At 73.0% G+C, this 20,184-nt stretch carries 23 protein-coding genes; 7 read left to right on the top strand and 16 right to left on the bottom strand.

Annotated features, from left to right (window positions below; translation table 11 throughout):
- Nucleotides 1-310 precede the first annotated feature (310 nt).
- The 5 genes from ACIBEA_RS12725 to sigE all read right to left on the bottom strand — a co-directional run bounded on the left by ACIBEA_RS12725 (nt 311) and on the right by sigE (nt 4,722).
- The gene (locus tag ACIBEA_RS12725; protein WP_399259954.1) at nt 311-1,054 is read right to left on the bottom strand and encodes a hypothetical protein; all 744 of its coding nucleotides are present in this window, start codon (nt 1,052-1,054) and stop codon (nt 311-313) included.
- Between the two features lie 149 nt (nt 1,055-1,203).
- Nucleotides 1,204-1,662 (bottom strand): sec-independent translocase, encoded by a 459-nt coding sequence (locus ACIBEA_RS12720; RefSeq protein ID WP_399259952.1) that lies wholly within the window; start codon nt 1,660-1,662, stop codon nt 1,204-1,206.
- A gap of 93 nt (nt 1,663-1,755) precedes the next feature.
- On the bottom strand, nt 1,756-3,123 hold the full coding sequence (locus ACIBEA_RS12715) for a S1C family serine protease (protein ID WP_399259950.1): 1,368 nt from the start codon (nt 3,121-3,123) through the stop codon (nt 1,756-1,758).
- A gap of 118 nt (nt 3,124-3,241) precedes the next feature.
- Entirely contained in the window at nt 3,242-3,946 is a 705-nt protein-coding gene (locus ACIBEA_RS12710; RefSeq protein ID WP_399259948.1) for an anti-sigma factor family protein, read from the bottom strand.
- Entirely contained in the window at nt 3,943-4,722 is a 780-nt protein-coding gene (gene sigE / locus ACIBEA_RS12705; RefSeq protein ID WP_354379599.1) for an RNA polymerase sigma factor SigE, read from the bottom strand. Before sigE ends, ACIBEA_RS12710 begins: the two co-directional genes overlap by 4 nt.
- 167 nt (nt 4,723-4,889) lie before the next feature.
- Here sigE and ACIBEA_RS12700 point away from each other — a divergent pair, with 167 nt between their 5' ends.
- Entirely contained in the window at nt 4,890-5,552 is a 663-nt protein-coding gene (locus tag ACIBEA_RS12700; RefSeq protein WP_354379600.1) for a class I SAM-dependent methyltransferase, read from the top strand.
- Between the two features lie 172 nt (nt 5,553-5,724).
- Here the strand turns inward: ACIBEA_RS12700 and ACIBEA_RS12695 are convergent, their stop codons facing one another.
- A complete protein-coding gene (locus ACIBEA_RS12695; RefSeq protein ID WP_069086806.1) occupies nt 5,725-5,892 on the bottom strand; it encodes a DUF3117 domain-containing protein in 168 nt (55 codons plus the stop codon).
- A 306-nt stretch (nt 5,893-6,198) separates the two neighbouring features.
- Between ACIBEA_RS12695 and ACIBEA_RS12690 the strand changes: the two genes are divergently transcribed.
- Complete coding sequence (locus ACIBEA_RS12690) at nt 6,199-7,002, top strand: enoyl-CoA hydratase/isomerase family protein (RefSeq protein WP_399259945.1); 804 nt, start codon at nt 6,199-6,201, stop codon at nt 7,000-7,002.
- A gap of 204 nt (nt 7,003-7,206) precedes the next feature.
- Here ACIBEA_RS12690 and ACIBEA_RS12685 read toward each other — a convergent pair whose 3' ends face one another.
- Nucleotides 7,207-7,794 carry a DNA-3-methyladenine glycosylase I gene (locus ACIBEA_RS12685; RefSeq protein ID WP_399259943.1) on the bottom strand — a complete coding sequence of 196 codons (588 nt, stop codon included), beginning with the start codon at nt 7,792-7,794 and terminating at the stop codon, nt 7,207-7,209.
- Complete coding sequence (locus tag ACIBEA_RS12680; protein WP_399259941.1) at nt 7,791-8,129, bottom strand: DivIVA domain-containing protein; 339 nt, start codon at nt 8,127-8,129, stop codon at nt 7,791-7,793. The genes ACIBEA_RS12685 and ACIBEA_RS12680 overlap by 4 nt, the downstream gene beginning before the upstream one ends.
- A 119-nt stretch (nt 8,130-8,248) precedes the next feature.
- Between ACIBEA_RS12680 and folP the strand changes: the two genes are divergently transcribed.
- Nucleotides 8,249-9,109: a dihydropteroate synthase gene (folP, locus tag ACIBEA_RS12675; RefSeq protein WP_399259939.1), complete on the top strand. Its 861-nt coding sequence runs from the start codon at nt 8,249-8,251 to the stop codon at nt 9,107-9,109.
- 99 nt (nt 9,110-9,208) lie between these two features.
- On the opposite strand, the gene ACIBEA_RS12670 is transcribed toward folP, so the two are convergent.
- Together ACIBEA_RS12670 and dapE are read right to left on the bottom strand one after the other, a co-directional pair.
- Entirely contained in the window at nt 9,209-9,964 is a 756-nt protein-coding gene (locus tag ACIBEA_RS12670) for a TIGR00730 family Rossman fold protein (protein WP_385779997.1), read from the bottom strand.
- A 65-nt stretch (nt 9,965-10,029) separates the two neighbouring features.
- The gene (gene dapE / locus ACIBEA_RS12665; RefSeq protein WP_399259937.1) at nt 10,030-11,109 is read right to left on the bottom strand and encodes a succinyl-diaminopimelate desuccinylase; all 1,080 of its coding nucleotides are present in this window, start codon (nt 11,107-11,109) and stop codon (nt 10,030-10,032) included.
- A gap of 78 nt (nt 11,110-11,187) precedes the next feature.
- Between dapE and ACIBEA_RS12660 the strand changes: the two genes are divergently transcribed.
- Both ACIBEA_RS12660 and ACIBEA_RS12655 read left to right on the top strand, forming a co-directional pair.
- A complete protein-coding gene (locus ACIBEA_RS12660; RefSeq protein WP_399260150.1) occupies nt 11,188-12,192 on the top strand; it encodes a hypothetical protein in 1,005 nt (334 codons plus the stop codon).
- Between the two features lie 291 nt (nt 12,193-12,483).
- Nucleotides 12,484-12,906, top strand: coding sequence for an ATP-binding protein (locus ACIBEA_RS12655; RefSeq protein ID WP_399259935.1), 423 nt, complete (start codon nt 12,484-12,486; stop codon nt 12,904-12,906).
- Between the two features lie 97 nt (nt 12,907-13,003).
- Here ACIBEA_RS12655 and dapC read toward each other — a convergent pair whose 3' ends face one another.
- Both dapC and fdxA read right to left on the bottom strand, forming a co-directional pair.
- The gene (gene dapC, locus ACIBEA_RS12650) at nt 13,004-14,098 is read right to left on the bottom strand and encodes a succinyldiaminopimelate transaminase (RefSeq protein ID WP_399259933.1); all 1,095 of its coding nucleotides are present in this window, start codon (nt 14,096-14,098) and stop codon (nt 13,004-13,006) included.
- A 140-nt stretch (nt 14,099-14,238) separates the two neighbouring features.
- Nucleotides 14,239-14,565: a ferredoxin gene (gene fdxA / locus ACIBEA_RS12645; RefSeq protein ID WP_283459813.1), complete on the bottom strand. Its 327-nt coding sequence runs from the start codon at nt 14,563-14,565 to the stop codon at nt 14,239-14,241.
- 116 nt (nt 14,566-14,681) lie between these two features.
- Between fdxA and ACIBEA_RS12640 the strand changes: the two genes are divergently transcribed.
- Nucleotides 14,682-15,662 (top strand): GNAT family N-acetyltransferase, encoded by a 981-nt coding sequence (locus tag ACIBEA_RS12640; RefSeq protein ID WP_399259931.1) that lies wholly within the window; start codon nt 14,682-14,684, stop codon nt 15,660-15,662.
- Complete coding sequence (locus ACIBEA_RS12635) at nt 15,662-16,447, top strand: transglutaminase-like domain-containing protein (RefSeq protein ID WP_399259929.1); 786 nt, start codon at nt 15,662-15,664, stop codon at nt 16,445-16,447. Before ACIBEA_RS12640 ends, ACIBEA_RS12635 begins: the two co-directional genes overlap by 1 nt.
- Nucleotides 16,448-16,581: 134 nt before the next feature.
- Here the strand turns inward: ACIBEA_RS12635 and ACIBEA_RS12630 are convergent, their stop codons facing one another.
- From ACIBEA_RS12630 to ACIBEA_RS12615, 4 genes are read right to left on the bottom strand one after another with little or no spacing between them, the layout of a single operon-like run.
- A complete protein-coding gene (locus ACIBEA_RS12630; protein ID WP_399259927.1) occupies nt 16,582-17,199 on the bottom strand; it encodes a response regulator transcription factor in 618 nt (205 codons plus the stop codon).
- On the bottom strand, nt 17,196-18,392 hold the full coding sequence (locus tag ACIBEA_RS12625; protein WP_399260148.1) for a sensor histidine kinase: 1,197 nt from the start codon (nt 18,390-18,392) through the stop codon (nt 17,196-17,198). Before ACIBEA_RS12625 ends, ACIBEA_RS12630 begins: the two co-directional genes overlap by 4 nt.
- A gap of 2 nt (nt 18,393-18,394) precedes the next feature.
- A complete protein-coding gene (locus tag ACIBEA_RS12620; RefSeq protein ID WP_399259925.1) occupies nt 18,395-19,135 on the bottom strand; it encodes an ABC transporter permease in 741 nt (246 codons plus the stop codon).
- Complete coding sequence (locus tag ACIBEA_RS12615) at nt 19,132-20,070, bottom strand: ABC transporter ATP-binding protein (RefSeq protein ID WP_399259923.1); 939 nt, start codon at nt 20,068-20,070, stop codon at nt 19,132-19,134. Before ACIBEA_RS12615 ends, ACIBEA_RS12620 begins: the two co-directional genes overlap by 4 nt.
- Nucleotides 20,071-20,184 lie beyond the last annotated feature (114 nt).

The raw sequence follows: 20,184 nt of genomic DNA, 5'->3' as shown, positions 1-20,184 counted from the left end.
GCCGGGGGGGGCTTGGCGGGGGGCACCCCCCCCCCAAAAAGTTTCTCGCCCGGCGGGCCCGGGGGGGGGGGGGCGGGGGCGGGGGCCCCCCCGGGGGGGGGGCCCCCCCTCTCGCGTACCCCGGCGATGTCCTCAGGCGCCGGACGGGCTGGAACGGCCCCGGGCCGGGGCGGAACGTCTCCGACGAGGGGACCGGTTTCAGCCCGTCCGGCGCCTGAGGACGCACCCGGGCGGCCGGGCCCCACGGACTCCGACACCGGAACCGGATCAGCCCGTCCGGCGATCGAGGACCCGCCGGAGGCAGCCGTCGCTACGCGTACGTGCCCAGGTCGCCGATGACGGAGAAGCCGAGCCCGTAGGCGCTCATCCCGCGGCCGTAGGCGCCCAGGTGGATGCCGTCACGGGTGGAGCCGGCCAGCACCCAGCCGAACTCCGACTCGCGGTAGTGGAAGGGCGTCGGCTCCCCGTCGACCGGCAGGGAGAGCGTGGACCAGTCCTCGCCGCCGAGGTCGTCGGCCAGCTCCCAGGCGGCCTCGGTCTGCTGGTCGAGCCAGTCGCTGCGCAGGGTGTGGTCCATCTGGCCGGGCCAGCTGAAGGCCAGCAGCCCGGAGCCGGCCAGCCAGGCCGCGGAGGAGACCGAGGTGGCCTCCAGGACGCCGGTGCCGTCGGCGCTGCGGCGCAACGGGTTGCTCGCGACGGTGACGACCACCGCGAAGCGCTCCTTCTCGCCGGTGGCGATCTCGCCGCGGGCCGAGGGCTCGTCGCCGTGGCCGGTGGAGCCGTGCTCGACGGTTCCGTCGGCGGCCGTGCCCACCTGCATGAGCCAACGGGGGCCGGTGAAGGCCGCGTCCAGCCCGTACCAGGGGAAGGAGGCCCGCAGGTAGCCCTCGGCGGCCCGGCGGGCGCTGGGGACGGGCGTGGGGGGTGCGGGGGCGGCCTCGGCCTGCGGGGCCTGGGCGGCCGCCTCGGCGGCGGCTTCCGGGGCGGCCGGGGCGGGCGCGGTGTGCGCCTCGGCGGGCTGCGCCCCTACCCGACTACTGCTCGTCGTCTCCATCGGTGCGGCCTCTCGTTCCGTGGGACCCGGAACGACCCTCCCCCCTGCTGTGCTGGGGGGACCCCCTCCCTGGGGCGTCGGCGTCCGGACAGATGGAGAGGATAGCCATCCGACCCCGCGCCGCCCGGCAGGCCGAGGTGTCAGGCGGGTCAGGTGGCGTCGGCGTCGAAGGGGGCGCGCTGCTCCGGCGCGGGCGGCGCGGCCCGCTTCACCAGGTCGGGCCCGCCCGGTGCGGGCGCGGCGCCGGCGGCCGGCGCGGCCGGGGCGTCACCGGGGACGGGGTCCGCTTCCTTGCTGTTGACGGCGTCGGTGACGTCGTTGAGCTCCTTGCGCAGGTCGAAGCTGCTCCGGATCTCCTTGAGGTCCTCGTTCTCGGTGAGCTGCTTGCGGATGAAGGTCTTCGGATTCAGGTCCTCGAACTCGAAGTCCTTGAATTCCGGGCCCAGTTCGGAGCGGATGTCCTGCTTGGCACTGTCCGAGAACGCACGGATCTTGCGGATCACCCCGGACACGTCCTGGATCACCTTCGGGAGCTTCTCCGGACCGAAGATGAGGATGGCCAGCACCACGATGGTGACCAGTTCGAGTGCGCCTATGTCGTTGAACACGTTGCCGCTCCTCGGCTGTCATCCTGCGGGCCTGGACAACGGTACCCGGCCGGCTCCACGGGCCGACACCTCGCTCCCCGTTTCCCCTGCCGGTCATCCACTGTTCGCCGAACCCAGTACGAGTTCCAGCGTGCGCTCCTTGCCACCGCGCAGCACGGTGAGGCCGAGCGGATCACCCGGCCGGTGGGCCCGCACCTTGATGATCAGCTCGTCCCCGCCGTGCACGCGCTGGCCGTCCACCTTGATGATCACGTCACCGGACAGGATCCCTGCGCGGGCGGCGGGGCTGCCCGCCGGGACGGCCGGCTTGCCGTCGGCCGCCTTGTCCCCGACCCGGGCACCATCACCGGTGTACTTCATGTCGAGCGTGACGCCGATGACCGGGTGGGTCGCCCGGCCGGTGCGGATGATCTCCTCGGCCACCCGCTTCGCCTGGTTGACCGGGATGGCGAAGCCGAGACCGATGCTGCCGCTCTGGCGCGCCGGGTCCTTCTCGCTCGCGTCCTGGTCCGCGCCGCGGATCGCGCTGTTGATGCCGATGACCCGGCCCAGGGAGTCGAGCAGCGGGCCGCCGGAGTTGCCGGGGTTGATGGGCGCGTCGGTCTGCAGGGCGTCGACGTAGCTGACGTCGCTGCCGTCCCCCTTGTCCCCGCCCGCGGTGATGGGCCGCCCGGTGGCGCTGATGATGCCCGCGGTGACCGTGTTGGACAGGTCGAAGGGTGCGCCGATGGCCACCACCGGGTCGCCGACCTTGACGTTCTCCGAATTGCCGAGGGCCAGGGGCCGCAGGCCGCGGACCCCGTCGACCTTGACCACGGCGAGGTCGTAGCCGCCGTCCCGGCCGACCACCTCGGCGCCCACGCTCTCGCCGGTGCTGAAGGTGACCGTTATCCGCTGGGCGTCCGCGACGACGTGGTTGTTGGTGAGGATGTGGCCCTGCCCGTCCAGCACGAAGCCGGTGCCGGTCCCGTTGCCCGCGCCGCCCGCGACGTGCAGGGTGACCACGCCGGGCAGGGCGGTCGCGGCGATGCCGGCAACGCTCTCGGGGGCCCGGCCCTTGGGCTCCACCCCGGCCTGGGGCAGCTCCAACCGGGTGCTGCTCTGCCGTTCGGCCAGGACGCCGAGCCAGGCGCCGACGCCTCCGGCGAGCAGGGCGCTGCACACCGCCAGGGCCACCAGGTGCCGCACCCGGATCCCCGGACCCTCGTGGCCCGCGTCCGGCAGCTGGAACGGGGCGGTGCTCCAGGGGTCGTAGCGGGGCACGGGCGCGGCGGCGGTGACGTCCTCGGGGGCGGCCCCCGCTGCCGCGAGGGGCGCCGCCACGGTGTCCCGCGGCTCCTCGCCGCCGGTCCGGGGCCCCGGTACGCGGTGCTCCTGCGCGCCGGTCCCGTCGGGGCGGCTCCACCACCGAGGGGCCGGCCGCGATGGAGCCGGATCGGTCGGAGGGTGGGTGTCGGACATGAGCGCTCCCCGCGTGCCTCGCGCGCGCCCCGCCGGGCGCACCTGGCGAGGATTCAACCAGGTCGCCCCGCGGGACGGCAGAGGCGGGCGGGGGTGTCACCCCCGCGCGCGCCACCTCCTAGCGGGTGAGCGACACCGGGCGCGGTGACAGGCTCGGCGCCACGGGCGGCAACGGCGTCGCACGCGGCGCCGGGGGGTCCAGCACCGACGTCAGCCGGGGGCCGAGGGTCGCGCTCGCGCCCGGGGGCCGGGGGCGGTCCCTGATGACCGCGTCGACCACGGACAGGGCGCCGCCGGTGGCACCCGGCTGGGTGGCCGGGGTGACACTGGCACCGCCCTCACCACGGGCGTTGGGCTCGAACTGGTCCAGCGGCAGTGCGCCGCCGAGCGCGAGGGCGGCCAGCGAGACGGCTCCCGCGGCGACGAAGGCGAACCGGCGGCGGGGGCGGCCCACCTCGTGGATCCGGAAGCCCTCTTGCGGGCGGGGCGCCTGGAAGGCGTACCCGAAGGTGGCGAAGGGATCGGTGGCGCCGGCACGGGTGGTCGGGGCGGGCGGACCGGGCGGGGCGGCGGGACCGTCGGATCCACCTCCCGGCAGGCCCTGGAGCCGGGCGAGCAGCCCGGCGGAGAGCGGCGGCGGCGCGCTCTCGACGAAGAGGGTCTTCAGCCGACGGTGGGCGTCGGCCTCGGCCTTGCACCTGGCACAGGTCGCCAGATGGGCGAGGACGCGCTCGCGCACGTCGTGGCTCAGCTCCCCGTCCACCAGGGCGGCGAGCCGGTCGCCCAGGTGGTGTTCCGCTGCGGACGGACTGACTCCGCTCACTCCACTCCGCCCTCTCCCCCCACGAACGGGGCGCCCACGGCCACACCCGCCAGCGCACGCTGCTCCGCCCGGGCCTCGGGGGAACGGTGCTTGAGCGCCTTGCGCAGGTGCGAGCGGCCACGGTGGATCCGGCTGCGGACGGTGCCGAGCTTCACGCCGAGGGTGGCGGCGATCTCCTCGTACGACAGACCTTCGATGTCGCACAGCACCACGGCGGCGCGGAACTCCGGCGCGAGGGTGTCCAGCGCCTGCTGGACGTCCGCGTCGAAGTGCGTGTCGTGGAGCACCTGCTGCGGGTTGGGCTCGCGGCTGGGCAGTCGCTCGGCGGCGTCGTCGGCGAGCGCGTCGAAGCGGATGCGCTGCTTGCGGCGCACCATGTCCAGGAAGAGGTTCGTGGTGATCCGGTGCAGCCAGCCCTCGAAGGTGCCGGGCGTGTACGTCGACAGCGAACGGAAGACGCGGACGAAGACCTCTTGGGTGAGGTCCTCGGCATCGTGCTGGTTGCCCGTCAGGCGGTACGCCAGCCGGTAGACCCGCGCACTGTGCGTGCTGACGATCTCCTCCCAGGAGGGAGGGGTCCACGCCTGGGAGCCCGCATCGGCGGCAAAGGTTGCGGTGGTTGCGGTGGCAGCGGTGTGGATACGGTCAGCAGTGTTGATCACGGATTTCGGCTCACCCGCCGACCAGAAGAGACGTCTGATGACGCCGCCACGATCCACAGGCGCAGCCGCACCTCCCCTGTCGGCTCTGGTGGTGTCCAGTGGAGCCCCTACCATAGCCACCCCTCCCGTCAGCTCTGGATAAGCATTTTTGCAGTAACTTTGCACGGGTCCGAGGTCCTTGACCGGCGATCTGCCCGGCGCCGTCCCCTCTATCCCGCCTCTTCCCCTCACAACGCCCGGTCCCATCTGCGGGTTCCCGACGTCAGCGGATACAGTCACCGTTGCGCCAACTATGGGGACAGGAGAGGGTCATTAGCGGCAACCGGCAGACGAGCTGGGCGTTCGCCGACGCGTTTGTCGCCGAGGACGACGCTCTGCGGTGGGCCCGCGACCGGGCGAGGGAAGCGGGCTTGCGCTCGGTCTCCCCCGGCACCGGGGCCGCGCTGCGCCTGCTGGCCGCCACCGCGGACGCCAAGGCGGTCGCGGAGATCGGCACCGGCACCGGTGTCTCCGGCATCCACCTGCTCCACGGACTGCGCCCCGACGGGGTGCTGACGACCGTGGACCCCGAGCCGGACCGGCAGGCCTTCGCCCGCCAGGCCTTCCGCGCCGCGGGCTTCGCGGGCAACCGCGCGCGCTTCATCCCCGGCCGGGCCCTGGACGTCCTGCCGCGGCTCGCCGACGGCGGCTACGACCTGGTCTTCTGCGACGGCGACCCGGCCGAGTCCCTCGACTACCTCGCTGAATCGTTGCGTCTGCTGCGACCGGGTGGGCTGGTGTGCTTCGAGGGAGTCTTCTCGGACGGCCGTACGGTCGACTCCTCGGCCCAGCCGGTGGAGGTGCTGCGGGTGCGCGAGCTGCTGCGCACGGTCCGCGAGAGCCCCGCGCTGGAGTCCGCGCTGCTGCCGGTGGGCGACGGCCTGCTGTGCGCCGTACGCCGCTGAGCGGACCGCGGTCCAGGGAGCCGAGCGGACCCGGGCGCACCGGCCGCGCACGCGCCGCAGCCCATGCACGGCCGGGTCCGGACATGCCGCTGCCCCGCCCGTGGTGACCACGGGCGGGGCAGCGGTGAAGATCAGGAACCGGAACCCTGATATCTCAGATAACGCGGGCGCGTCAGCCGACGACCTTCTTCAGGGCGTCACCGAGGGCGCCGGCCTCGTCCGGGGTCAGCTCGACGACAAGCCGACCGCCGCCTTCAAGCGGAACGCGCATGACAATGCCCCGCCCCTCCTTGGTGACCTCGAGCGGGCCGTCGCCCGTCCGCGGCTTCATGGCCGCCATGCTCGTTCCCCTTCCTGAATCCAGCTCATCGTCAGCCGACGGCCCCATTCAGGCGCCTAATACCCGGCATCGAACACATTGCTTCCCGCCATTATCCCGCATGTCAGGACCCGATGACCAACATCAGCCGGGAACGCTTGTGCAACGCGCTCGACCAAAACCACTCATTTCGGCGATCCGCCTGCGATACTTCGCCCTCGCCCGGCCCACGGAGCACCCGGTTTGTTTGACCTACATCACATACCCGGTGGCCCGTACGGTCCGCCATGCTGGGACTTCTGCCCGCGACGAAGGGGGATCCCCACCATGTCCGACAGCGTGCTCTACGAAGTGACCGACGGACTCGCGACGATCACGATCAACCGCCCCGACGCGATGAACGCGATGAACACCGAGGCCAAGGTCGCGCTGCGGGACTCCGTCCTCGCCGCCGCGGAGGACTCCGGGGTACGGGCCGTCCTGCTGACGGCGGCGGGCGGCCGGGCGTTCTGCGTCGGCCAGGACCTCAAGGAGCACGTCGGCTTCCTGGCGGCGGACCGCGAGAAGGGCTCCTCGCTCACGATGAGCACCGTCTCGGAGCACTACAACCCGATCGTGCGGGCGCTCACCACCATGGCGAAGCCCGTGGTGGCCGGGGTGAACGGGGTGGCCGCCGGGGCGGGCTTCGGCTTCGCGCTGGCCGCGGACTTCCGGGTGGTGGCCGACACCGCCTCCTTCAACACCTCCTTCGCCGGGGTCGCGCTGACCGCCGACTCCGGGGTCTCCTGGACCCTGCCGCGGCTGATCGGCCAGTCGCGCGCCGCCGACCTGCTGCTGTTCCCCCGGTCGGTGCCGGCGCAGGAGGCGTACGAGCTCGGCATCGCGAACCGGATCGTGCCCGCCGAGTCGCTGGCCGCGGAGGCCGCCGCGGTGGCGCGGGCGCTGGCCTCGGGGCCGACGGTGGCCTACGCGGCGCTGAAGGAGTCCCTGGCGTACGGGGCCTCGCACGGGCTGGCCGAGGCCCTGGAGAAGGAGGACGAGCTCCAGAGCCGGGCCGGGGCGTCCGCCGATCACGGGATCGCCGTCGCCGCGTTCCTGGCGAAGCGGGCCCCGGAGTACCTGGGCCGCTGACGCGGGCCCGCTTCCAGCCCCACCGGCATCGGGGGCGCCCCCGATGCCGGTGGGCGCGCCACTCCAGCCTCGCCGGCGAGGCTGGATTCGGCGGGCCGGAACCCCCATCGGGTCCGGCGGGGCTGGATTCGGCGGGCCCAAGTGGGCGGCCGCGGGGGCAGCCCCGGGGGCAGCCCCGGGGGCAGCCCCGGGCCGCCAGGGGCGTCAGGGGTTGCGGGAGACGCAGGTGGCCAGGTGGTCGTTGACCAGGCCGCAGGCCTGCATCAGGGCGTAGGCCGTGGTCGGGCCGACGAAGCGGATGCCCGCCTTCTTCAGGGCCTTCGCCAGGGCCACGGACTCCGGGGTGACCGCCGGGACCTGGGTGGTGCTCCGGGGGGCCGCCGCGGGGCGCTCCGGGGCGTGGGACCAGATCAGCTCGTCCAGCTCCCCCGCACCCCACCCGGCCAGGACCTTCGCATTGGCCAGGGTCGCCGCGATCTTCGCCCGGTTCCGGATGATGCCCGGGTCGGCCAGCAGCCGCTCCGCGTCCGCCTCCCCGAACTCCGCGACCTTGGCGATCTCGAAGTCCGCGAAGGCCTTCCGGAACCCCTCCCGGCGCCGCAGGATCGTCAGCCAGGACAGCCCGGACTGGAAGGCCTCCAGGCAGAGCCGCTCGTACAGCGCGTCGTCCCCGTGGACCGGCCGCCCCCACTCCGTGTCGTGGTAGGCGACGTAGTCCTCGGTCGACAGCGCCCACGGGCAGCGCAGCCCGCCGTCCGGCCCCGCGACGGCGGCACCCGGCGCCGGGGTCACCGGTCGCCCTTGGTCAGGTCGGGCCCGGCCGCGGCCGCCGGGGCCACCCGCGCCGCCTCCAGCTCCGCGATCCGCGCGTCCCGCTCGGCCAGTTCCGCGCCCAGGCGCGTCAGTACGTCGTCCACCTCGGCCATCCGGTACCCGCGGGGCGCCACCGGCAGCCGCAGCGCGTCGATGTCCTCCCGCACCACCGGTCGGGTCTCCGGCAGGCCGTCGGCGACGATCTCCGGATCCACCTCGGGCAGCACCGCTTCGCCGCCGCCGCCGATCACCGCGAGGGTGACTCCGGCGACGACCACGACCAGCGCGATCAGCAAGAACCAGAACACGAGCAACTCCCCTGAGAGACTGCGGCCACGGAGTCGATCGTGCCATGCGCCGGCCGCGTCCATGCGCGCGCGGCGGTTAAGGTCGCTGGCGGGGCGGCGAGGGCCGCCGAAGGAGGAAACACGGGATGCTGCGACTGGGCAGGCGCGAGTTCGACACCCACGAGCCCGTGATCATGGCGATCGTGAACCGGACCCCGGACTCGTTCTACGACCAGGGCGCCACCTTCCAGGACCGGCCCGCGCTCGACCGCGTCGAGCGGGCCGTGGCCGAGGGCGCGGCGATCATCGACATCGGCGGGGTCAAGGCGGGCCCCGGCGAGCACGTGGACGCGGCCGAGGAGGCCCGCCGCACAGTGGGCTTCGTGGCCGAGGTCCGGCGCCGCCACCCGGATGTGGTGATCAGCGTGGACACCTGGCGGCACGAGGTCGGCGAAGCCGTCTGCGAGGCCGGCGCGGACCTGCTGAACGACGCGTGGGGCGGGGTGGACCCGAAGCTCGCGGAGGTTGCGGCCCGCTACGGCGCGGGGCTGGTCTGCACGCACGCGGGCGGCGTGGAGCCGCGGACCCGGCCGCACCGGACCTCCTACGAGGACGTGATGGCGGACATCCTGCGCGTGACGGTCGGGCTCGCGGAGCGGGCCGTCGCACTGGGCGTACCGCGCGAGTCGATCATGATCGACCCGGGCCACGACTTCGGCAAGAACACCCGCCACTCGCTGGAGGCCACGCGGCGCCTCGGGGAGATGGCGCGGACCGGCTGGCCGGTGCTGGTGTCGCTGTCCAACAAGGACTTCGTGGGCGAGACCCTGGACAGGCCGGTCAAGGAGCGGCTGCTGGGCACCCTCGCCACGACGGCCGTCTCGGCCTGGCTGGGCGCGCAGGTCTACCGGGTCCACGAGGTCGCGGAGACCCGGCAGGTCCTGGAGATGGTGGCGTCGATCCAGGGCCACCGCCCGCCCGCCGTCGCCCGCCGGGGCCTCGCGTAGGACCGGAGGCGCCTCGCGAGCGACCGGTCGCCGCCTCGGCCGGGACCGGTCGCCGCGGGGCCCGGACGACCTCGGTGGCCGGGCCCCGCGCGCCGGTCGCTACTTCCCGACTTCCTTCGTCACCAGGGCGATCGCCTCGTCCACGTCGTCCGTGACGTGGAAGAGGTACAGGTCCTTCTCCGAGGCCTTGCCCTGCGCGACCACCGTGTTCTTCAGCCAGTCGACCAGCCCGCTCCAGTAGGCCGTGCCGAACAGCACGATCGGGAAGCGGGTGATCTTCTGCGTCTGGACCAGCGTCAGCGCCTCGAACAGCTCGTCGAGCGTGCCCAGGCCGCCCGGCAGGACCACGAAGCCCTGGCTGTACTTGACGAACATCGTCTTGCGGACGAAGAAGTACCGGAAGTTCAGGCCGAGGTCGACGTGCTGGTTGAGCCCCTGCTCGAAGGGCAGCTCGATGCCGAGCCCGACCGAGATCCCGTTGCCCTCGCGGGCGCCCTTGTTCGCGGCTTCCATCGCGCCCGGGCCGCCGCCGGTGATGACCGCGAAGCCCGCGTCGACGAGGGCCCGGCCGATGGCCACGCCCGCCTCGTAGTCCGGCGAGTCCGCCGGGGTACGGGCCGAGCCGAACACGCTGATCGCCGGCGGCAGCTCCGCCAGGGTGCCGAAGCCCTCGATGAACTCCGACTGGATGCGCAGGACCCGCCAGGGGTCGGTGTGCACCCACTCGGAGGGTCCCGCGGAGTCCAGCAGCCGCTGGTCGGTCGTACTCCCCGCCTGGACCTGGTCGCGCCGTCGCAGTACGGGACCCAGCTGTTGCTCCGCCGGCTTGCCCCGGCCGCCCTCAGGGTTGCCCATGATGTGCTCCCTCCTGCTGATCGTTCGGATCAGGGTAGGCGCACAAAGGTGACGAGAAGCGGAATTCAGGAGGTCAGCCAGGCGCGGAGTCGCTCCTCGCAGTGCGCGATCGCCTTCGTCTCGACCCGTTCGTCGACCTTGTGGGCCAGCAGCGCGTCTCCCGGGCCGTAGTTGACGGCCGGGACGCCCAACGCGCTGAAGCGCGACACGTCCGTCCAACCGAACTTCGGCATGGCCCGGCCGCCGACCGCCGCCATGAACGCGGCCGCCGCCGGATGCGACAGACCGGGCAGCGCCCCGCCGGAGCTGTCGTCCACCACGAACTCCGCGATCTCGCAGTCGGCGAAGACCTCGCGGACGTGCGCGAGGGCCTCGGCCTCGCTGCGGTCGGGGGCGTAGCGGAAGTTGACCGTCACCGCGGCGGTGTCGGGGATCACGTTGTTGGCGACGCCGCCTTCGATCCGTACGGCGTTGAGGCCCTCGTGGAACTCCAGGCCGTCGATGACCGGGCGGCGCGGCTCGTACGCCGCCAACTTCGCGAGGATCGGCCCGACCGCGTGGATCGCGTTGGACCCCATCCAACTGCGCGCGGAGTGGGCGCGCTCGCCGGCCGTGTGCAGGATCACCCGCAGGGTGCCCTGGCAGCCGCCCTCGACCTCCGCGTCGGAAGGCTCCAGGAGGACCGCGAAGTCGCCGGTCAGCCAGTCCGGGTGGGCCTCGGCGACCTTGCCCAGGCCGTTGAGGTGGGCGGCGACCTCCTCCTGGTCGTAGAAGACGAAGGTGAGGTCCCGGTTCGGCTCGGGCACGGTGGCCGCGATGCGCAGTTGGACGGCGACCCCGGACTTCATGTCGGTGGTGCCGCAGCCCCACAGGACGCCGTCCTCGTCCAGCCGGGAGGGGACGTTGTCGGCGATCGGCACGGTGTCGAGGTGCCCGGCGAGCACCACGCGCTCCGCGCGGCCGAGGTGCGTGCGGGCCACGACGTTGTTGCCGAAGCGGTCGACGGTGAGGTGCGGCAGGCGTCGCAGGGCCAGCTCCACGAGGTCCGCGAGGACCTTCTCGTCGCCGCTCACGGAAGGGATGTCGACGAGCCGGGCGGTCAGCTCGGCAGCGTCCAGGGTGAGGTCCAGCTCGGATTCGGACATGGCTCCGACCCTAATGCCCCACCTCGACCGGAAGGCCGGACCGTCCGGCCGATGGACGAGTCGAACGGCTCAAGTACGGTGGGCCGCGTGTCCGAGACTCATCAGACGGCTCCCCGACCGCGCCGACGCCGCCGCCCGTACAGGCTGGCCGCGGCGCTGCTCGTGCTGCTCGGGCTCGCCGGTTACTACCTCGTCCAGAACGAATCGACGGGCGGCGACGGCGCCCCGCACTGCACCGTGGTGGCCGCCGGGCCGGGCGGCGGGGAGACGGGCGGTTCGTACTCCATGAACCTCGAACAGGCCCGGTACGCGGCGACGATCGCGGCGGTCGGCTCGGCCAGGAAGATGCCGGAGCGGGCGGTGACGATCGCGATGGCAACGGCCATGCAGGAGTCCGCGCTGCGCAACCTCGACCACGGGGACCGGGATTCGCTGGGCCTCTTCCAGCAGCGGCCCTCGCAGGGGTGGGGCGCCCCGGCGCAGATCATGGACCCGGTCTACTCGGCCGGGATCTTCTACGACCGCCTCAAGGAGGACGTGCCCGACTACGCGGACCTCCCGCTCACGGTGGCCGCGCAGAAGGTGCAGCGCAGCGGTTTCCCGGACGCGTACGCGAAGCACGAGCCGGACGCCGCCCTGCTCGCGGCGGCCTTCACCGGACGCGCCCCGGGGGCCCTGAGCTGCTCCGGGCCGCTCCCGCAGGACACGGGGAACGCGACGCGGGTCAAGGCGGAGCTGGTGAAGGTGTTCGGGGACGCGCTGGCACCGAAGGCGGGCCCGCCCGCCTCCCGGGTCGCCGCGCAGCGGGCGCCCGCCGACGACTCCGAGGTCACCATGTCCGTCTCGGGGAAGGACTACCAGGGCCCGGCCGACCAGCGGCGCGGCTGGGAGCTCGCGAACTGGACGGTGGCGCACGCCGCCGAACTCGGCGTGCAACGGGTCTCGTACGGCGACAAGGCGTGGATCGCGGGCAAGAACAAGGGGCGGTGGATCGACAAGCCGCCGGGCAAGTCCGGTGACGGCGACCCGCGCAACGCGGGCCCGGACGACGTGCGGATCTTCGTCGCCCCGCTGAACCGCTGACCCGCTGAACCACTGATGTCGCGAACCGGCCACCGGCCGGGCTGTTGCCGGCCGATCCGCGCACCCGGTCAGCCGTGCGGGACGTCACCCGCACGGGGCCGGTACGCAGCAGCGCACGCCGGTGCGCGGCGGGGGCAGAAGGCCAGCTCATCGCACATCTGATGGGCTTGTCACCGAAGCCGATAAAACGACGCGTTGCCAAGCCTTTACCCACCTGCTCCGCAACTCAGGGCGCCCCCGAGGGAGTTGTGCACGGCGTACTCAGCCCGCACGACGACGCTTAGGAGCACCATGTCCCTCCCCCTGACCCGCCGGATCGCCCGTGCCGCACTGCTGCTCGCAGCCGGAGCGGCGCCCGTGGTCGGCGCGGCCGGCTCGGCGAGCGCCGTGGGCCTGGAGTCCGCACCCCAGCTGGGTTCGCTGACCGCCCTGGACTCGGCGGGCCTCGGGCACGCCGTGGCCGGCGCCACCGGCAAGAGCGGCCTGCCGACGGACGCGGTCACCGGCAAGCTGATGGGCGGCCTGCCCACCGACGCCGCCCCGGCCGCCGCGCCCGCGCCCGCCGCACCCGCCGCCGACGCGCCCGCCGCGCCGCTGCCGGCGCCCGTCCCCGCCCTGCCGACCGACGGGCTGCCCGGGGCGGCCGCCCTCGCCCCCGTCCAGTCGCTGCCGCTGGGCGGCCTTCCGCTGGGTGGTCTGCCGCTCGGCGGCTGACGCCCGTACGCGGGACGCGGGAACGCCGAAGGGGCCGGGAGCACGAACTCCCGGCCCCTTCGGGCCGTACCGAATGCGGTGGTCACCGGCAGCGGCCTCAGCCGAGGCGCTTGACCGCCGCCGCCACCCGCTCGTCCGTCGCCGTGAACGCGACGCGCACGAAGTTCGCGCCCGCCTCACCGTAGAAGTCGCCGGGGCAGACCAGCACGCCGAGTCCGGCGAGGTAGGCGACCGTCTCCCAGCAGGGCTCGTCGCGGGTCGCCCACAGGTAGAGGCTGGCCTCGCTGTGCTCGATCCGGAAGCCGTGCGCCTCCAGGGCCGCGCGCAGCGCCTCGCGGCGGGCCGCGTAGCGCTCGCGCTGCTCCCGCACGTGCGCGTCGTCGCCCAGCGCCACCGCGGCCGCGGCCTGCACCGGGGTGGGCGTCATCATCCCGCCGTGCTTGCGGATCTCCAGCAGCTCGGCGAGGACGGCGGCGTCACCGGCGATGAAGGCCGCCCGGTAGCCGGCCAGGTTGGAGCGCTTGGAGAGGGAGTGGACGGCCACCAGGCCGTCGTAGGAGCCGCCGCTCACCTCGTCGTCCAGCACGGAGACGGGCTCGGCGTCCCAGCCCAGCTCCAGGTAGCACTCGTCGCTGAAGATCAGGATCCCGTGCTCGCGGGCCCAGGCCACGATCCGGATCAGCTCCTCCTTGGCGAGGACCTTCCCGGTCGGGTTGGACGGCGAGTTCAGCCACAGCAGCTTCAGCCCGGTCGGGTCGAGCTCGGTCGGGTCGTCGTAGACCACCGGCTCGGCGCCGCACAGCCGCGCGCCGACCTCGTACGTCGGGTACGCGAGCCGCGGGTAGGCGACCTTGTCGCCCGCGCCCAGGCCCAGCTGGGTCGGCAGCCAGGCCACCAGCTCCTTGGAGCCGACCACCGGCAGCACGTTGCGGTGCCCGGCGTTGCTCGCGCCGAGGCGGCCCCGCACCCAGTCCGTGATCGCGTCGCGGTACGCGGCCGTGCCCCACACGGTCGGGTAGCCCGGGGAGTCGGCGGCCGCGACCAGGGCGCGCTGGACCAGGTCCGGAACCGGGTCCACGGGGGTACCGACGGACAGGTCGACGATGCCGTCCGCGTGCGCGGAGGCGGTTGCCTTGTACGGCTCCAGCTTGTCCCAGGGGAAAGCGGGAAGGCGAGCGGATACTGCGGCCACGGTGGTCTCTGCTCTCTCTCTGCGTGCTCTGCGTACCGGTGCGTGCGCGAACGCGCCCTGCGCACCGGATTCGGAAAACACCTCGGTCCCGTGCGGCGCATTCGCCGTACGGGACCGAGGGACGCGCCCGCCTAAGACGGTCAGTGCTCGCCGTTCATGGGCGGCAGCGCGGCGATGAAGGAGTGGTCGCGCTCGATCAGGCCGAGCTTGGAGGCACCACCGGGCGAGCCGAGCTCGTCGAAGAACTCGACGTTCGCCTTGTAGTAGTCCTTCCACTCTTCCGGAGTGTCGTCCTCGTAGAAGATGGCCTCGACCGGGCAGACCGGCTCACACGCACCACAGTCGACGCATTCGTCCGGGTGGATGTACAAGGACCGCTGGCCCTCGTAGATGCAGTCGACGGGGCACTCTTCGATGCATGCCTTGTCCTTGACGTCGACACAAGGCTCCGCGATGACGTAGGTCACGCTCTCGTTCCTCCTCGGTAGGGCTTCCATATCGCGCGGGAGCGCGGCGTCGTCGATGCCCGCATCTAGTATCTCCGTTCCCGGGCACGATCCGAACAGGAGGGGCGGAGACAGCTGTGGAAATCACTGCCGGCGCACTGATGGAAATCCGTATCACCCAGGCTGACGTGGGCAAACGGGTCTCTGTACGACGGGTGGAGACCGCATCGGGAGGGTCTGTCACGTTCACGGACACCCTGGGTGTGCTCACATCGTGGACCGGTGGTGTGCTGCTGATCACACAAAAGAACGGCAAGAGCGTCCGTATCGCGGAATCCTTGCTGGTGGCGGGCAAGGTCGTGCCTCCCGCCCCGGCCCGCCGCAAGGGTCCTTCGGCCACTTTCGAGGAGCTGTCCCGCTCCGCCGCGCGGGCCTGGCAGCCGTTGGAGAGCGAGGCGCTGGGCGGGTGGACGCTGCGGGCGGCCGCCGGGTTCACCCGGCGGGCCAACTCGGTTCTCCCGCTGGGTGACCCGGGAATGCCGGTCGAGGAAGCACTCGCGCGGGTGACGGCCTGGTACGCGCGGCGCGGACTTCCCGCCTACGTCCAGGCCGCGACGGGCGCCCTCGGCACCCAGGAGCTGCTCTGCGCGGAGCTGGAACGGCTGGGCTGGGTCCGCGAGGTCTCCGCCCAGGTGCGGATCGCGGCTCTCGCGCCGATCGGCGACCTGGACGCGGACGTCTTGGGCGTGGAGTTGACCCGCGCGTGCGACGAGGAGTGGCTGGGCCGGTACGGGCGTACGGGCGCCCTCGCGCCGGTCGCGCGGCAGGTGCTGTCGGCGGGCCCCTCGGTGTGGTTCGCGAAGGTCCCGGGGCGGGCGATCGGGCGGTGCGTGGTGGACGGCCGCTGGGCCTCCTTCGCGGCGGTGGAGGTCGATCCCGCGCACCGGCGGGAAGGGCTGGCCACCGCGGTGATGACGGCGCTGGCCCGGCGCGCGCTGGACGAGGGCGCGTCGGCGGCGTGGCTCCAGGTGGAGGACGACAACGCCGGGGCGCTCGCGCTGTACGACCGCCTCGGCTTCGCGGCGCACCACTCCTACCACCACTTCCGGGCGGTGTGATGGGGTTCCGCGAGGAGTTCGCGGCGGAGGCCCGGGCGGAGCGGCCCGACCTCGCGCTGCTGTGCCTCTACCTGGCCGCCGAGGCGGACCCCGCGCTGGACCAGCGGGCCGTCGACGAGGCGCAGATCGAGTTGGACCGGCTGGCCGGGCTGCTGCCCTACGGGCTGCGCGGGGCGCGGGCCTGGGCTTCGGCGGTGACGGAGCTGCTGGGCGGGCGGATGGCGTTCCACGGGACCCCGGCCGATTACGACCGGCTGTCGTCCTCGCTGCTGCACGAGGTGCTGCGGCGGCGGCGCGGGCTGCCGATCCTGTTGTCGGTGGTGTGGCTGGAGGTGGCCCGGCGGGCCGGTGCGCCGGTGTACGGGCTGGCCCTGCCGGGGCACTTCGTGGTCGGCTTCGGGGATCCCGAGGAAGGCGTCACGGCGGACCCCTTCGCGAGCGGGGCCGCGCTGGGGGCCGGGCCGGCGGAGCTGGCGCAGGGGCCTCGGCTGGCGGCCCGGACGCTGGACATCGTGCTGCGGATCCTGAACAACATCCGGGCCTGGGCCTCGACCCGGCCCGAGCACTCCGGGGTGGCGCTGTGGGCGCTGGACCTGGCGCTGCTGCTGCCTTCGCATCCGGCGGCGCTGCGGTACGAGCGGGCGCGGCTGTTGGTGGAGCGGGGCTCCTACACGGAGGGTGCGGTGGAGTTGGAGGGGTACGCGGTGGTCGTGGACGCGATAGACAAGGAGGCCGCGGCCCGCATCCGAGCCGAAGCCGTGGCTGCGCGAGCCCGCCTGAACTGACCGGGGCCCGGTGGCCCCTCGCGGGGCTCCGCCCCGCACCCCGCGCCTCAAACGCCGGCGGGGCTGGGGTAGATCCAGCCCCGCCGGCGTTTGAGGCGCCGCCGGAGGCACATCCGGCCCGCTGGGGGTTCCGGTTACAGCCAGCCCTTCGTGCGGGCGATGCTCACCGCTTCCTGGCGGTTGCGGGCCGCCAGTTTTTGGATGGCCGTCGAGAGATAGTTGCGCACAGTGCCCTGGGACAGGTGCAACCGGCCCGCCAGTTCGGCGTTCGTCGCCCCATCCTCCGCCGCCCGCAGGACCTCCCGCTCGCGGTCCGTCAGCGGGTTCGCCCCTTCCGCCAGGGCCGCCGCCGCGAGCGTGGGGTCGATGACCCGGTCCCCCGCGAGCACCTTCCGTACCGCTTCGGCCAGTTGCGCGGCCGGCGCGTCCTTGACCAGGAACGCCGAGGCCCCCGCCTCCATGGCCCCGCGCAGGTACCCCGGCCGACCGAAGGTCGTCAGGATCACGATCTTGAGCCCCGGCACCCCGTCCCGCAGCAGCGCCGCCGCCTCGATGCCGGTCAACCCCGGCATCTCGATGTCCAGCAGGGCCACGTTCACGTCGTGCGCCTTCGCCGCGGCCAGCACCTGGTCCCCGCGGGCGACTTGGGCGACGACCTCGATGTCCGGCTCCAGGCCGAGCAGCGCCGCGAGCGCCTCGCGCACCATCGACTGGTCTTCGGCGAGCAGGATCCGGATCGGCGCTGAGGTCATGACGGCGATCCTAGAGGGACCTGCGCGGCCAACCGGAAGCCGCGGTGGGCGGTCGTGGACACCGGGCCCGCGGTCAGCGTGCCGCCCGCCGCCACCAGCCGTTCCGTCAGGCCGGTCAGGCCGTTGCCGGGCGCGCCGGGTTCGCACTTGCCGTCGTCGGTGACCGTCAGCTCCATCACGGGTCCGGCCAGCGTCTGGCGCACGGTCAGTCTGATGGTGCACCGCGCGGCCCCGCTGTGCCGCACCACGTTGGTGACCGCTTCGCGCAGCGCGTAGGCCAGCGCCGACTCGGCCTCCTCGGGCAGTTCCGCCTCGGGTTCGGCGGCCGGCAGGTCGGCGGCCACGCCGGCCGCCGTCAGCGCGGTCCGGGCCCCGGCGAGTTCGCCGGGCAGGGTGGGCCGCCGGTAGCCGCTGACCGCTTCCCGCACGTCGGTCAGCGCCTGCCGGCTGACCTGCTCGATGTCGGCGATCTGCTGTGCGGCCCGGTCGGGGTGCTCCGGGAGCATCCGCCCGGCCAGTTCGCTCTTGAGCGTGATCAGGGAGAGCGAGTGCCCGAGCAGGTCGTGCAGGTCGCGCGCCATCCGCAGGCGCTCCTCGTTGGCCGCGAGCTGCGCCACCGTGGCCCGCGCCTGGCGCAGTTCGACGGTGGTGGCGATCATCTGCCGGATGCCGACCATCGCGAAGCCGCCCAGGAAGGCGGGCACGAGCAGCCCCGCCAGGAAGTCCCGGCCCGCGGGCACGGCCAGCGAGGTCAGCGTCAGGAGTACGGTCGCGGCGGGCACGGCCCAGCGGGAGAGCCGGCCGGGCAGCGCGGCCCCGGAGGAGACCGAGACGTACACGAAGAGGACCAGCCACTCCCGGCCCAGGCACAGGGACAGGACGACCGCCTGCGCGGACATGACCGCGAGCGAGATCAACACCCGGCGCTGGGCGAACTGTCGGACCGTGCGGAAGACCAGGGTCAGGTACCAGCCGACGAAGGCGGCCAGGCCCAGGGAGCCGAGCAGCACCGCGTACCAGCTGTGGCCGCCGCTGACCAGGTCGGTCACCGGGGCGCTGAGGTAGAAGAGCCAGATGCCGACCCAGAGGGACTTCACGACCATCTGGCGGCGGTTCTCGGGGGGCTGCCCAATGCGGTCGAGACCGTCGCTCTCCAGTGGAGCGACGGCCGGTCCCTTCTTCGTTCGGGTCATGCTCACGCCTTCAGTGTGTCCTTGCGGTAGAGCCAGGCGGCACCGCCCGCGAAGAGTACGAAGTACACGGCGAGGATCGCCACGTCCTTGAGGTGCGGCGCGCCGCCCAGTTCGATGGCCTGGCCGAGTCCGGCGTAGGCGCGGGTGGGGAGCCACTGGGTGATGTTCTGGAGCCACTGCGGGTAGACCGTGGTGGGCATCCACAGGCCGCCCAGGATGGACAGGCCGAAGTAGACGATCATCACGATGGGGCGGGCGCTGTCGCCGCTGACCAGGTAGCCGATGGCCACGCCGAGCGCGGCGAAGACGAGGCTGCCGGCCCAGATGGCCGCGGTGAGCGCGGCCCACTGCCAGGCGTCGAACCGCACGCCCTTGACGATCGCGGCGACCAGGAAGACGACCACGATCGCGGGCAGCGAGAGGATCGCGGCACTGGAGATCTTGCCGAGGACGTAGCCGTGCCCGGGGAGGGCGGTCAGCCGCAGCTGGCGGACCCAGCCCTTCTCGCGCTCCTTGGCGATCATCTCGCTCTGGCCCACCAGGACGGCGGTCAGGGCGCCGAAGGAGGCCATCGCCACCATGTAGAAGGCGGCCATCGTCAGGTCGGTGCCGTAGACCTTGACGGTGCCGCTCTGGGTCCCGCCGATCATCAGGAAGAGCGCCGCGGGGTAGATCACGGTGAAGAACAGGTACTTCTTGTTGCGCAGGGCCCGGATGATTTCGAGCTTGACGAGGGTCTTCATGATGCGGTGGCCTCCTCGGCCTCGGTGAGGGCGATGAATGCCTGCTCCAGGCCCAGCCCGGCGACTTCGAGGTTGCGCGGGTAGAGGCCCAGGCCGTAGACGGCGTGCACGGTGGCGTCGGCGTCGCGCGACTGGAGCTTGACGGTCGAGCCGTGGACGTCGAGCCGGGTCAGGAACGGCAGCTCGCGCAGCCGCTCCTCCTCGAAGGGCTCGGTGAGGTCGAAGGAGACCTTGCGCGCGCCCGCCTTGGCCTTGATCTCGGCGGCGGAGCCGTCGGCGAGGATCCGGCCGCGGTGCAGGACGATGACGCGGTCGGCGATCGCGTCGGCCTCTTCCAGGTAGTGCGTGGCGAAGAGGACCGTACGTCCCTGGTCGGCCTGTTCGCGCATGGTGGCCCAGAAGGACTGGCGGGCGGTGACGTCCATGCCGGTCGTCGGCTCGTCCAGGACGATCAGGTCGTTGGCACCGGCCGTGGCGAGGGCGAAGCGGACCCGCTGCTCCTGGCCGCCGGAGAGCTTGTTGACCTTGCGGTCGGCGATCGCGGTGATGCCGGCCCGGGTCAGCACCTCCTCGACCGGGTGGGCCCGGGGGTGCAGCGCGCAGCCGAGGGTGACCAGCTCGCGGACGGTGACCTCCTCCATCAGGCCGCCGCTCTGGAGCATCGCGCCCACCCGGCCGGCCGCGATGGCCTGCCCGGGGGTGCCGCCGAAGACCGTGACCGAGCCGGTGTCCGCCGGGCGCAGGCCCAGGAGGAGGTCGAGGGTGGAGGACTTGCCCGCCCCGTTCGGGCCCAGCAGTGCGACGGTCTCGCCCGGGTACAGCTCCAGCGAGAGGCCGTCGACCGCGCGGACCGCGCCGTAGCTCTTGGTCACGTTCTCGAAGCTCACCACGGTGGTCCCGGTGGTCTTCGCAGTGTTCGCAGTGGTCGAGGTCATGGGGCAAGACTCCCCCGGGCGGGGGCGCCGGCGGCAGTGTCCGCCGTCGTGCGTCCGGACTGACAAATGTCATGCACAAGGCATGACAGTGCAGGTCAGGGGCGGCGCGATCGC

Origin of the sequence: Streptomyces sp. NPDC051555 (genome assembly GCF_044454405.1) — a bacterium.
Taxonomy (GTDB): Bacteria; Actinomycetota; Actinomycetes; order Streptomycetales; family Streptomycetaceae; genus Streptomyces.
This window is presented reverse-complemented; position numbering and strand designations above follow the sequence as displayed.

Excerpts from the sequence above, each read along its gene's own strand:
- ACIBEA_RS12695 (WP_069086806.1), bottom strand. The coding sequence starts at position 5,892 with ATGGCGGCCATGAAGCCGCGGACGGGCGACGGCCCGCTCGAGGTCACC.
- ACIBEA_RS12630 (WP_399259927.1), bottom strand. The coding sequence starts at position 17,199 with ATGACCTCAGCGCCGATCCGGATCCTGCTCGCCGAAGACCAGTCGATG.
- ACIBEA_RS12620 (WP_399259925.1), bottom strand. The coding sequence starts at position 19,135 with ATGAAGACCCTCGTCAAGCTCGAAATCATCCGGGCCCTGCGCAACAAG.
- ACIBEA_RS12690 (WP_399259945.1), top strand. The coding sequence starts at position 6,199 with ATGTCCGACAGCGTGCTCTACGAAGTGACCGACGGACTCGCGACGATC.
- ACIBEA_RS12655 (WP_399259935.1), top strand. The coding sequence starts at position 12,484 with ATGTCCCTCCCCCTGACCCGCCGGATCGCCCGTGCCGCACTGCTGCTC.
- ACIBEA_RS12625 (WP_399260148.1), bottom strand. The coding sequence starts at position 18,392 with ATGACCCGAACGAAGAAGGGACCGGCCGTCGCTCCACTGGAGAGCGAC.
- ACIBEA_RS12725 (WP_399259954.1), bottom strand. The coding sequence starts at position 1,054 with ATGGAGACGACGAGCAGTAGTCGGGTAGGGGCGCAGCCCGCCGAGGCG.
- ACIBEA_RS12615 (WP_399259923.1), bottom strand. The coding sequence starts at position 20,070 with ATGACCTCGACCACTGCGAACACTGCGAAGACCACCGGGACCACCGTG.
- ACIBEA_RS12715 (WP_399259950.1), bottom strand. The coding sequence starts at position 3,123 with ATGTCCGACACCCACCCTCCGACCGATCCGGCTCCATCGCGGCCGGCC.
- dapE (WP_399259937.1), bottom strand. The coding sequence starts at position 11,109 with ATGTCCGAATCCGAGCTGGACCTCACCCTGGACGCTGCCGAGCTGACC.
- sigE (WP_354379599.1), bottom strand. The coding sequence starts at position 4,722 with ATGGTAGGGGCTCCACTGGACACCACCAGAGCCGACAGGGGAGGTGCG.
- folP (WP_399259939.1), top strand. The coding sequence starts at position 8,249 with ATGCTGCGACTGGGCAGGCGCGAGTTCGACACCCACGAGCCCGTGATC.
- ACIBEA_RS12635 (WP_399259929.1), top strand. The coding sequence starts at position 15,662 with ATGGGGTTCCGCGAGGAGTTCGCGGCGGAGGCCCGGGCGGAGCGGCCC.
- ACIBEA_RS12670 (WP_385779997.1), bottom strand. The coding sequence starts at position 9,964 with ATGGGCAACCCTGAGGGCGGCCGGGGCAAGCCGGCGGAGCAACAGCTG.